Here is a 12,397-nt window from a genome sequence, read left to right on the forward strand (position 1 = left end):
CATTACCCTCTTGTTAGGATATGGGAATACTAGCGTTGATGGTAGTAAATAAAATTAGGAAAGGAAAAGCTATATTTCTTTCTCAAATGTAATCATTTGATATATTTGATTACGTTTGTTCACGTTTTATATAGCAGGAATGAGTTTGACTATTCGCTTAGCCACTACCGCTGATCTACCCGCGATCAGTGCGATCTATGCTTTTGCCCGCACGCAAATGGCAAAAGACAACAATCCTACTCAATGGGGAAAAAATCATCCGGCCCTGAAGCTCTTAGAAGCTGATATTGTCGCTAAACACCTCTATGTCATTGAAGAAGCAGGAAACATCGGTGGCGTCTTTGCTTTTATCTTAGGTGAAGATCCGACTTATCAGCAGATCGATGGAGCTTGGCTAAATGACCAGCCTTATGGCACGATCCATCGTATTGCTGGCAACGGTAAAGTCAAAGGCATCTTTAGTAAAGCATTAGCTTTTTGTGAACAGCTCGAACCAAATATCAGGATCGACACTCATCAAAATAATAAACGCATGCAACATCTGATCGAAAAAAATGGCTTTACTTATTGTGGGATCATTTTGACTGATGACAACACACCACGTCTCGCCTATCAAAAAAAGCGCCCGTAAAAAGGCGCTTTTTTGCTATCTAAATATCATCTAAAACATAGCCTGATGCACTTAGATGTCCATTTTTGTCCCGTTCAAGGTAGATACCTTGGATCTCTGGTTCAAAACCCGGGAAATTTTCCATTGCGCCAAGCAGTACCTTGAAGTATTCAACATCTAGCGCTTGCCATCTTTCACCAGGGGCTACGATAAAGACACCGGGCGGATACGGCAAAGCCCCTTCAAGAGCGATCTTTCCTTCGATCTTATCTAGTGGGACCAACTTGCCTTGCCCACGCATAAAAGCAAGGTCGGCTTTACGTGGTAAACAACTATAGGATTGAAGCTCTGGTTTGATAAATAATGCTTGTTGCAGATGATAGATCTTATTTTCCTTAAAATACTCATGCATTTCTTGACATAACTGTCTTAAAGTATAATCTGCATAACGCTCTTTATTTTGTCGATAAAAACGTGGAAGAGCTTTTTCTAACGGTGCATCTGTCAAATAGAGTTGCTCAAATTCTAATAGGGCTGTCAGCAATGTCTGTAGACTGAGCTCATCTTCACCGGGAGTCAGGAAGAAAAGTGTTGAGTAAAGATCAGCTTTACCTAAAATGATCCGTTTTTCTAGTAAAAATTCGCCGACTAATGGACTCGGTATCCCAGTTTCAGTGTATTTTCCTGTCTTTATGTCGACTCCAGGAGAGGTGATCGTCAATTTCAAAGGACTGATGATCGCTTCACCTAAAGCAACTTTATTGAATCCATGCCACGTGTCTTTAGGATCAAGTTGCCATAAGCTTAGATCGGTCGCTAGCTTTTCAGTCGGAATATTTTCCCAGGAAATACCGTTTAGTATTGTGGGAACGAGCGGCTTAAACAGCTTACTTTGACGCAATAAATTCTTTCTAAATTCGATCCCTTTGACCAGTGTTTCTTTCCACCACGCACGGTTAGCTTGACTAGCTGCCATCGCTGCATTGACCGCTAAAGACGCATAGATCGGATAAGAGTAACTCGTTGTAACATATTTAAGGTAGGCATTGTTGAAATGTTTATGATCGATATAACGTTTTTGCCCCTTCAGATGTGCATCTTTTTTCAAGATCTGGGAAGTTTGGGCTACCCCAGCTTGCTGTTTATGCACAGATTGGGTCACTAAGATCCCGGGATCAGCTGAGCCATATTCTAAACTCAGTGGAGATAATCCCCGCATCAGATCGACAAATTGTTCATAACCACCCCAAGCACAATCAAATAAAATATAATCGCACAATGGGCCGAGTTTTTCAATGAGATAGCGCGCATCATAAAAGACACCATCGTATGTTTCTAGTTGTAAGACCGCTAGTCTAAAAGGCCGTTTAGCTTTGGCTTTTTTAGGATCGACTGATGCGATCTGTTGGCGGATATTTTTTTCATCTAATTCCTCACCTACCAAAGGGCCGATCAACCCCAAGGGATCACGATCAGTCTTTAAATAGACTGGTTTAGCACCTGTCATCACAAGTGCACTGTTGTAGAGTGATTTATGGTTATTACGATCAAAGAGCACTAGATCGCCCTCGGTCAAAGCAGCGGTCGCACAGATCGTATTTGAGCTGGTAGTCCCATTTGTACAAAAATATACTTTATCGGCGTTAAAAGCTTTAGCGGCCTGCTTTTCAGCTACCAATGGCGTTCCACCGTGGGTCAAGGTATCGCCTAGCTCAGGGATCGTATCACTGACATCAGCGTATAAGAAATTATCGCCAAAAAAGTTTTTAAAGACTTCACCTGCTGGATGACGTGTGTAAAACTTCCCATTATGGTGTCCCGGTGTTGTAAAACTGACTGCTTTTTCATCAGCAAAATTGATCAGATCTAACAAAAATGCGGGTACATTTTCTTTTTCATAAGCCGTAGCTAACTCAAGTACCCGTTTCATATCAGCGGTAATATTTTTTTCCGTGACCTCAATAAGTGGGAGTTTTAACCCCGAACGCTGACAGATCAATTCAGCGATAGCACGTTGTTTGAGATCACCTGCTTCGATCACTAGCGCTGCTAATTTAGCCCCTGGGATCTCAGGTGTTAGTTCTACTGTTGGCCACACCTTCGCTACGGCAGCCCGCAGCGTGGCAGGCACAGCTATTTTTAGATATTTCTTCATTTTTTCACCTACTCACTTTTTCAAAACAATTTTATATTTTTTCATAAGAAAAAACAAATTTATAGTAGTAATTTCATAGCGGATTCTTTAAAATGGGAAAAGTAATTATTTTCATAAAGGAGGAATTCGTGTGCATTCGAATAAGCATCCTGGTGTTAATGCAAAATAAACTCAAATTTTGCATTAATAAAGGAGATAAAATTGAATACTTTAAACCAAAACTCACTCGACCAAAAGAAATATACTCCCTGGCTCGTATTGACTTTACTTGATTTTGTTACGATCATCAGTTTTGAAAATATCTTTTATCCTTTTCAAAATCAAGGACTATCGGTAGTTGTTTCTTGGATCTTCATGTTGTTTGTCTATGTCATTCCCTACGAATTGATCGTCAGCCAATTAGGTTTGACCTTCGACCAACAAGCAGGTGGACTTGCTTCGTGGATCAGACGTGGGACTGGCAGTGACCTCTTTGGCTACGCTACTTCTTGGATGTATTGGGTCCAAACGATCCCATATTTAGTCGATGTCTCTAACTCGATCATCGTATCCTTTAGTTGGATCATCTTGGGCGATGCTACTTTGAGCAGTCACATGTCCACATTTACTTTTGGCTTACTGACATTTGTTATCATTTTAGCTTTCATTCTTTTAGAAAATATTTTCAAAAATGCCTTAGAGATCCTATCCTTGATCGGTGGGGGCGCAATGTTTATCATGTCGATGCTCTTTGTTTTGATGACAGGTTATGCCTTAACACATGGAGCACATATTGCAACACAACCATTTGATTGGTCAGCATTCAAACCTAATTTCAGTCTACATTATTTTTCAACGACTGGTTTATTGATCTTTGCTATGTCAGGGGCTGAACTTGCAGCACCTTATATCAGCCGCATGAAAGATCCTAAACGTGATTTTCCACGTTCCATGTGGATGCTTGCCTTGATGACTGGGGCATTGACGATTTTTGGGACGCTCGCTTTAGCTGTTTTCTTTGATGCCAATAATATTCCTAACGACTTCAAGATGAACGGCCCTTACTACGCTTTCAAACTTTTAAGTCAAGAACTTGGCTGGGGCAATAGTTTGATGTACGTCTTTGCTGTCGTCCAATCATTTTTCATGTTGGCTCAACTTGCTGTCTTGATCGATGCTGCCAGCCGCGTCTTTGCCGGCGATGTCAATCAAAAATACATGCCAACTTGGCTCACAAAGACCAACAAAAATGGGCGTCCCGTCCACAGTTATACTCTGACCGCTGGGATCGCCTTAGTACTCTTACTTTTGAGTGGGACTTTGCCTGACATCAACTCCATTTATAACTGGTTGCTTAACTTAAATGGGATCGTTTCCCCTTATAAGACCTGTTTAGTCTTTGTTGCGTTCATCGCAGTTAGATGGCAACAAGACAAATTTAGCTCAGACTATATCTTCATCAAAAACCGTACTGGCGCTTTGCTCGTTGGTTTCTGGTGTTTCTTGTTCACATTTGTCTGTGCAACAATGGGATTCATTCCACAAAATGCACATTTTGGGACAAAACAATTCAATCATGAATTGATGATGAATTTCTTCTTTGTCTTCTTGATCTTTGGAATGGGCGTCATCTTGCCATTCTTACGCAAATTAGAGATCAAACATAAACAAAAATAAGCATAACGGGCTAGAGATCAGCTATAGATCTTTAGCCCGTTATGTTTTATTTTTCGTATAATTCTTTTTTAGCATCAACGACCCAGCGTGCATTTGTATCGAATACATGAGCTTCTAAGATCAGATCAGCTTGTTTTGTTTCTAAAATATACTCACACAACTTTGAATCAAGTAACATCCCCGTAACTGCGATCGGTAAGTTAACTGCTCTTTTCATTTCCGTTGCATAAGGAACTTGCCAACCTTCATAAATATGGTCTGGCTTTTTATCAAATAGACCACCAGTCGTGATACTCAAACAATCGATCCCATCACGTTCTAACCACTGGCCAATAGTTTGCCACTCAGTCAGCTTGTTTTGCTCATCTTCTTTGGCGTAATCATCTAACGACAAGCAGACCCACAATGGCCCACAATAAAAGTCTCTGAGCTGAGCGATGATCTCTTGGATGAAGCGGTAACGCCCGGCAAGCTCACCACCATACTCATCATCACGTCGATTGATGATCGGCGAAAAAAATTCATCGATCAAAAAGCCCTCAGCTCCTTGAAGCTCGATCAGATCGACTCCAGCTTGCACAGCTCGTTTAGCTGCAGTTACAAAAGCGCTTTGGATGCGTTTGATCTCATCCGTACTCAAAGCCCTTGGCTCATTATAATCATCACTGTAAGCCTCAACAAGACTCGGTGCGACTGGTACCGATTCAGCTTTAGCTTTACGCCCCGCATGACCAAGTTCGATCCCAACTTTTGCGCCTAGACTATGCAAAAAATCGACTAGTCGTTTTAATTCTTTTGCCTGTTCATCATTCCACAAGCCTAAATCATGCTCAGTCGTGCGCCCTTCAGGTTCAACAGCGGTCATCTCAAGGATAACTAACCCAACTTGCTCGACTGCACGTGCTCCATAATGAGCAAAGTGCAACGGATTTAAGACACCATCACCTTTTTGGACACTATACGTCCGCATGGGCGACATCACTACACGATTCCTCAGATCTAATGACGCTACTTTAGCTGCTGAAAAAAGCATTGACATAAGCTTTACACCCTCTTTTGTGTACTATTATCCACTTAAGTTTAGCGATAAAAGCTAAATTTGTAAAGATTTTACTCAGCTAAATTTCTGCCATAGAGATAATATGTCTCAACCGTCTCTTCATTGCCTTTGTCCCAATAAAAACGCTTCTCAACTAATTTTTCCAATCCATTATGTTCATAGAACCCATAATCCGATGAATCATCCGTATATAAATAAAATGAGCTGACACCATTTTTTTGTAAATATTCACAGAAGTTGTTATATAACTTTTGCCCTAGACCTAGGCCACGATATTTTCCATTGACCAATAATAAATTGAGACTAGCCTCAAATTCACGTTTACTTTGAAGCAGTAGTTCCTGATCTAATGCCATCGTTTGAATATATTTTTCAAAGATCGAATCAGGTTCAGTCTGTTTTAAGATAGCACCTAAAGCTACTGTCTTTTTTTGCAAACAAAAACGCTGGATCTTCGTATAGTCTAAAACATCGCCGGCACAGATACCCGCAGTCTTGCCATCGACCGTTACCACAACGATATGATCTGATTTTTGCAAAAGATCACTCAAAAAGTATTCTGCCATTGGCCAAACTAGTTCTTTTGGGACCCAAGAGCGATAGTCCCAAGTCGTGATCACCATCTTTAAAATCTCAGCATAGTCACTTGCTTGCATCAGCCTTAAATCAATTTCCATTTTTCACACTCACTTTACTGAAATACACCTAAATTTTAGCGTATTTGAGCCAAAAACAAAAGAGAGACGCAAGTAACGTCTCTTCTTTCTAGCTTCTTTTGATCAAATATCTGATATAGTTAGTTGAATTGAGTGCTGTGACTCCAAATGCGATCAAAGCGATCATAAATAGCTCGGCATTTAGATAGCTCAAGCCAAAGCCCCCAAGTGTCACTAAGGTAAATAATGTAACTACTCCAGAAGTCAATTGCAAATTTTTACGATTATAGCGAGTTGCCAACAGAATTCCCGCATAAAATAAAGCCAAACCTATATATAAGCAATTAACAGCAACCTGTTTGTCAAAATGAGCTTCACCGATAAAACTCAAGGATACTGTGACTAAACTTAGACCAAATAAGATCAAGTAATGCAAGTAGATCAGTAAAACTCCAGTCTCATTTTCGCGCTCTTCGTCAATATAATGATCAAATTGTGTAATATATGTCATAAATAACATACAGACACTACCAAAGATCAAAAGTGAGGGCAAACCAAAAGTTCGTTGCGTAAAATAAGGTGCAATATTGATCAATGTCTCACCAAAAGTAATGATCGTGATCAACGTTAACCGCTCAAGTAAGTGTGGAAAATTGATCGGATGAGCGTGCATGACTTTGGTAAACCGCAATGGTAAGAGCCAACTTGCTAAAATACCAAATAATGCTAAGAAGACGCCCCACTCGATCTTAAGTAACGGACTCAATAATAAGGCTATGCTCCGGATCCCTAAGATCAGCATAAAGCTTTGGGCGATCTGTTTATCAGCGCTATTTTTAGCAGTCAAATATACAAAAAAATACTGCAAAAAAAGCGTTACCGATAAAAGTCCTGTCGCTAAAACAAAGGGGGCAAACCAGGCCCCCAATTGCCCAGCAAAGGTATTTGACATGAACAATAAGATCGCCATATCGACCATAAAAAAGACAATATCACGGATCGAATTTTTGCCATACCGATTAGTATAAACTGTTTGGATGAGCCAAGTATTCAAAAAAACGATCATAACTATCGCAAACATCCCAAAATGTCCTAAAAAACTTGCTCCATCTTCGACATGGTGGATCAGACTAGTAACTTTAGAGATCGCAAAAACAAATACTAGATCATAGAATAATTCAGTCAATTCGACTTTTTTAGGTTTCATTAGTTTCCTCCACGTTCATAACTCAAATTCCCCTGACTGACTAAGGTATCAGCCGTTAGATCTAATAGTTCTTTTTTAGCAACTAGATCGGTAGTTTTTTTGATATATTCTTTAAAATGTGGGGTCTCACGATGTTTGGCATAAGCTTGTTTATCTTGATAGAATTCTAAAAATATCCATTCATCTGGCTTATTTTGGACCGTTGCCGCATACATCGCTAAAACTCCTGGTTCAAGCACGATCGCTTGATGCATTTCACTAAAGACCGCCGCTTTAAAGGCAGCAGCACTTGCTTTTTCTAATTGTAACTTTGCCAATTTTACCGTTATCTTATCTGGAGTACCTTTACCTAGAAAATCAAATTTTTCTAACAATAATTCTGGTATCAGATCGACCACTTTACGATTGACGATCGCATTTTTAGCAAAAGTCGCGTACTTTTGAAATTGCGGTGACGCTTGATGCCGTTTTTGCGCCGCAGTGTCTTGGTAGAGCTCAAAGACCAGATTCTCTAGTCCCTTTTCATCGCTATGGGTCGCATGCATTGCTAGTGTCTGCGGTTCAGTTTTGATCGATAAATTTAAATTTCTCTGTCCTAAAGCCACAAACTCCGCTTTTTTCTCTGGTTTGATCTCAAGTTCATATAATTTAAATAAAGGCGGATATTCCAATTTGGTCACTTCACATCACCTGCCATTAATTTTTCAAAGTTTAAATACATGATCTGCTCGCGCTCTTTAGACGTCAAATTTGCCTGTTGTAAAGCCGCCGTGATCTCTTTTGTCGGACCAACTGGCGCGATCCCCAATGGCGCATCCGTTCCAAATAAAACATGATCACTTCCATAGTATGCCACAGCCAATTCTAAAGCCTTATGATTGCCTAACAATGCAGTGTCTACATAAAACTTCTTAAAGTCTTTTGCCTGCTCAACTGGTAAAATATGCTCGATCCGCTCTGCAAAATACGGGACCATTCCACCAGCATGGTGCACAATGATCTTTAATTGCGGATACTTTGTAAAAATATCGCTTTGGACTAGTTGTAGCATTGCTTGCGTCAATTCATATTCCCAACTAAACACGATATTATTATCTGGCTTACGCTCGTCAAAGACTGGATGTAGCCAGATCGGGATATCTAATGCAGCCGCTTTTTCAAACACCGGATAAAATGCTGGATCTGCGATACTTTTACCTAACGCACGGGTAAATAGTTGGATCCCTAATAATTTGGGCTCCTTTTTTACCTGCTCTAAGATCTCAGCTGTTGCTTCTAAATTGTTCAAAGGGACCATCGCAATAGCCCCAACAAACATTTCGGGATAGCGTTTAACTAGCTCAACTAATTCTTCATTCCCACTTTGGCACAACTCCGCTGCTAAAGTCGGGTCAGTGTAGTCTTCGGGATTCAAATTCACATTTGAAATAACTTGCTTTACTCGCCCATCAAAATGCGCTTGGCGGATAGTAAGATCACTTAAGGCTGGCATTTTGATAAAAGGATATTTTTGTGGCAATTCTGGCGCTAACTGTAATAATTGCTGATAGAATTTAGGAGGCAAGACATGGGCAAAAACATCAATTGCCGACTTTGACACTCCGATCACTCCTTTTGATTAATATTCTAAATTTTTTCTGTAAAAATCACGGCTAATTCTTAATTTTACTATTCGAGCCTTTCTGCTTTATTATAACAAAATCTTTAACAAAACGGCACTTATATATCACACAAGTTATTTTCAATTTTAAGTTCTAATAACACCTTGATCCCCCTAAATTATTTAAAAAAATATACTTTAAATCTTTCGTTAATAGGTTTATAATACATGTAATCTTTTTTTAAGAAATAGAAATGAGGTGCTACTATGACAAAAAATGATGAATTACTTCACCAAGAAGCCCGTAGTTTAGCTTCACAATCACGGATCAAATACTTTGATCTCGTCATCGCACAAGGAAAAGGCGCCCTACTGACTGATGCTGATGGCAAAGAATATATCGATCTCTTAGCTTCTGCCTCATCGACCAATACTGGGCATTGTCACCCAACTGTGGTCCAAGCGATCACCCAACAGGCCCAAAAGTTGATCCAATACACACCAGCCTATTTTGCTAATCCGATCGCAGCTAAATTGAGTGCAAACTTAACAAAACTCGCACCTATGTCGGGGCCTGTCAAGTTAGCCTGGGGAAATTCTGGCTCAGATGCCAATGATGCGATCATCAAATTTGCGCGTGCCTACACTGGTCGGCAATACATCGTGACTTTTACTGGAGCTTACCACGGTTCGACCTATGGCTCACTTACTGCTTCAGGCGTCAGTTTGAATATGACCCGAAAGCTCGGACCACTGCTTCCAGGGATCATCAAAGTTCCATATCCTGATCCCTGGCAAAAAGCTCCGCATGAAACAAAAGAGCAATTTGTAAAACGAATGTTTGAAGCCTTTAAGCTCCCCTTTGAGACCTATCTTCCCCCTGATGAAGTAGCCTGCATCTTGATCGAACCGATCCAAGGCGATGGTGGGATCATCAAAGCCCCCACAAAATATCTCCAAAAAGTCTATGAATTTGCCCGTGAACATAAGATCTTATTTGCAGTCGATGAAGTCAATCAGGGTATGGGACGAACTGGCAAATGGTGGTCGATCCAACATTTTGGCCTTGAACCCGATCTCATGAGTGTCGGTAAATCACTAGCATCTGGTCTTCCACTAAGTGCAGTGATCGGACGAGCTGAGATCATGGAAGCGTTGGAAGCCCCAGCTCATGTCTTTACTACCGCAGGAAATCCACTCACTGCAGCAGCTGCTTTAGCTACTATTGAAGTCATCGAAAAAGAAGATCTTTTACGACGCTCAAAAAAACTAGGGCGATCAGCGAAGACCTTTTTCCAACAAGCTCAAACAAAATATGATTTTATCGGTGATGTCAGAATGTATGGTCTCAATGGTGGGATCGATATCGTTGATCCGAAGACTAAAAAGCCTTCAACCGAGATCGCGACTAAGATCATCCACCGTGCCTTTGAGCTAGGTGTGATCATGATCAGTTTACGGGGCAATATCTTACGCTTCCAACCACCACTTGTGATCACCACAACACAATTAGACCGCGCCTTTACGATCTTAGACCAAGTCTTTAGCGAAGAAGCAGCGGACAAACTACACCTTCCTAAAAATGCCGCAGAACTAGGGTGGTAAAAAATAATATCCAAAAGCTGTCTTAGTGGTTTAAAATGATAAATGTAATTTAAATCGAAAGGACCGCAATTATCATGAAATATCGCTTACAGGCATGTTTATTTGTTTTTATCGCTTTTATGCTCGGATGTAATGAATATATTATCGTCGGAGTCTTGCCAGACATTTCAAGTGAATTTGGTACTGGACTGTCTCAGCTTGGTCTGCTAGTTACCATTTTTGCACTTGTCTATGCACTGAGCACACCACTTATAACATCATTTGGCAATCGTTTTTTACGGCATCGTGTCTTACTAGCACTGATCTTGATCTTCTTTATAGGCAATACTTGGACTGCTTTAGCCACTAATTTTACTTCGCTTTTATTATCGCGGATCTTGACTGCTAGTGTAGCTGGGGCGATCATTTCGATCGTTTTGGTCATGGCAAATTACATCGCCCCCCGCCATAAACGTGCCAGCTTAGTTTCTTGGGTCTTTGCTGGCTTTAGTTTAGCCTCGATCATCGGGATCCCCCTTGGAACTTTGATCAGTACGACTTTTTCCTGGCATGATAGCTTTTGGATGATCAGTGCGATCACATTTATCGTCTTATGTCTATTGCTTTGGCTAGTTCCTAAAGACACACCACAGTTTAAAGGAACACTCAAACATCAATTTGCACTACTCAAAGAAAAGCAAGTACTCTTAGGTGTCGCCTTTGTCGTAGCTGTGTGTGCCGCTGATTATACGATCTATACCTATATCCGCCCGCTTTTCACTAATGAGATGGGGTTCAATAATACTTGGCTCAACTGGTTATTGTTTGGAATGGGGATCTTCTTTATCATCGGAAATAAGTTTGGAGGCTATTTAGCCGATAATGGCGGATTAAAGCCACTACGCTACGTCTATATCACAATGACACTATTGATGTTGCTCTTAGGGCCTGCAATTTTGCTTCCTTGGCTAGGTGCAGCGACTATTGCTTTACTTTGCGTTTGCTTTGCCAGCTATGGTGCCTCAACTCAGCTCATGTTTTTAGACATTGCTGAGAAAAAATATCCGCAATCCCTTGATCTAGCATCATCACTCAATTCGATCTTTGCTAACTTAGGGATCTCACTAGGTTCGTTGACCGCAGCGCAAGCCGTTGGAGTTACTTCACTGAAAAATATTGGCTATATCGGCTCTATCTATGGGATACTAGCCACTTTCCTCGTTTTCATCCTTTATCGTGCTCAAAATAAAAAAATTTAGTCATAGTAAAACCCCCTAAGTTAGATCCTCTTGTCCAACTTAGGGGGCTTACTTTATCCTAGATATTTTTTATAAGATCTGCTCAAGCTCTAGTAGTGCCTGCTTGCGGTCAAGTCCTCCTGCATAGCCATGCAAACTACCATCACTTGCCAAGACGCGGTGACACGGGATAAAAAGACTCAAAGGATTATGAGCTACAGCCCCACCAACAGCTCTTGGATGTGTACCTAATTTGTTTGCTAGCTCTTGGTAGATCACTGTTGTCCCATAAGAGATCAGTTGTAATTGCTTCAATACCTGTTGCCTAAAAGGCGTAACTTGAGGCGCTAAGGTGATCTTTGTGGTCGGGATCTGACCATTAAAATACTCTGTTAGCCATGCTCTAGCTTGTTTTAATGCTGGGGTCTCGATATTTGCGATTTTTTCAAGTGATAGATCAGGTGCAAAATATTTTTGATCAGTAAACCAAGCTGCTATATAAAACGTGAACAAACGTAATCAAATATATCAAATGATTACATTTGAGAAAGAAATATAGCTTTTCCTTTCCTAATTTTATTTACTACCATCAACGCTAGTATTCCCATATCCTAACAAGAGGGTAATGACA

The 12,397-nt window shown here is 40.6% G+C and carries 11 protein-coding genes; 4 read left to right on the top strand and 7 right to left on the bottom strand.

All coding sequences use genetic code 11. The annotated features are described in order from the left end of the window. Positions 1-145 precede the first annotated feature (145 nt). On the top strand, positions 146-631 hold the full coding sequence (locus Q9Q35_RS05695; protein WP_304652550.1) for an N-acetyltransferase: 486 nt from the start codon (positions 146-148) through the stop codon (positions 629-631). Between the two features lie 19 nt (positions 632-650). On the opposite strand, the gene Q9Q35_RS05700 is transcribed toward Q9Q35_RS05695, so the two are convergent. Continuing rightward, on the bottom strand, positions 651-2,765 hold the full coding sequence (locus Q9Q35_RS05700; protein ID WP_304652540.1) for a putative ornithine decarboxylase: 2,115 nt from the start codon (positions 2,763-2,765) through the stop codon (positions 651-653). A gap of 201 nt (positions 2,766-2,966) precedes the next feature. On the opposite strand from Q9Q35_RS05700, the gene Q9Q35_RS05705 reads away from it, so the two are divergent. Further along, positions 2,967-4,421: an APC family permease gene (locus Q9Q35_RS05705; RefSeq protein ID WP_304652541.1), complete on the top strand. Its 1,455-nt coding sequence runs from the start codon at positions 2,967-2,969 to the stop codon at positions 4,419-4,421. A gap of 46 nt (positions 4,422-4,467) precedes the next feature. Here Q9Q35_RS05705 and Q9Q35_RS05710 read toward each other — a convergent pair whose 3' ends face one another. The 5 genes from Q9Q35_RS05710 to Q9Q35_RS05730 form a co-directional block, all read right to left on the bottom strand. Further along, positions 4,468-5,460, bottom strand: coding sequence for an NADH:flavin oxidoreductase/NADH oxidase (locus Q9Q35_RS05710; RefSeq protein WP_304652542.1), 993 nt, complete (start codon positions 5,458-5,460; stop codon positions 4,468-4,470). A 71-nt stretch (positions 5,461-5,531) separates the two neighbouring features. Next, entirely contained in the window at positions 5,532-6,158 is a 627-nt protein-coding gene (locus Q9Q35_RS05715) for an N-acetyltransferase (protein WP_304652543.1), read from the bottom strand. A gap of 88 nt (positions 6,159-6,246) precedes the next feature. Then, positions 6,247-7,344, bottom strand: a complete 1,098-nt coding sequence (locus Q9Q35_RS05720; protein WP_304652544.1) for a low temperature requirement protein A — start codon at positions 7,342-7,344, stop codon at positions 6,247-6,249. Further along, positions 7,344-8,024: a putative quinol monooxygenase gene (locus tag Q9Q35_RS05725; RefSeq protein WP_304652545.1), complete on the bottom strand. Its 681-nt coding sequence runs from the start codon at positions 8,022-8,024 to the stop codon at positions 7,344-7,346. Before Q9Q35_RS05725 ends, Q9Q35_RS05720 begins: the two co-directional genes overlap by 1 nt. Beyond that, on the bottom strand, positions 8,021-8,944 hold the full coding sequence (locus tag Q9Q35_RS05730; protein WP_304652546.1) for an amidohydrolase family protein: 924 nt from the start codon (positions 8,942-8,944) through the stop codon (positions 8,021-8,023). Before Q9Q35_RS05730 ends, Q9Q35_RS05725 begins: the two co-directional genes overlap by 4 nt. Before the next feature lie 267 nt (positions 8,945-9,211). Here Q9Q35_RS05730 and Q9Q35_RS05735 point away from each other — a divergent pair, with 267 nt between their 5' ends. Together Q9Q35_RS05735 and Q9Q35_RS05740 are read left to right on the top strand one after the other, a co-directional pair. Next, positions 9,212-10,549: an aspartate aminotransferase family protein gene (locus tag Q9Q35_RS05735; RefSeq protein WP_304652547.1), complete on the top strand. Its 1,338-nt coding sequence runs from the start codon at positions 9,212-9,214 to the stop codon at positions 10,547-10,549. A 74-nt stretch (positions 10,550-10,623) separates the two neighbouring features. Continuing rightward, positions 10,624-11,787: an MFS transporter gene (locus Q9Q35_RS05740; RefSeq protein WP_304652548.1), complete on the top strand. Its 1,164-nt coding sequence runs from the start codon at positions 10,624-10,626 to the stop codon at positions 11,785-11,787. 69 nt (positions 11,788-11,856) lie between these two features. Here the strand turns inward: Q9Q35_RS05740 and Q9Q35_RS05745 are convergent, their stop codons facing one another. Further along, positions 11,857-12,279 carry a methylated-DNA--[protein]-cysteine S-methyltransferase gene (locus Q9Q35_RS05745; protein ID WP_304652549.1) on the bottom strand — a complete coding sequence of 141 codons (423 nt, stop codon included), beginning with the start codon at positions 12,277-12,279 and terminating at the stop codon, positions 11,857-11,859. Positions 12,280-12,397: the final 118 nt, after the last annotated feature.

The sequence above is a fragment of the uncultured Ligilactobacillus sp. genome (assembly GCF_948826705.1).
Lineage (GTDB): Bacteria > Bacillota > Bacilli > Lactobacillales > Lactobacillaceae > Ligilactobacillus.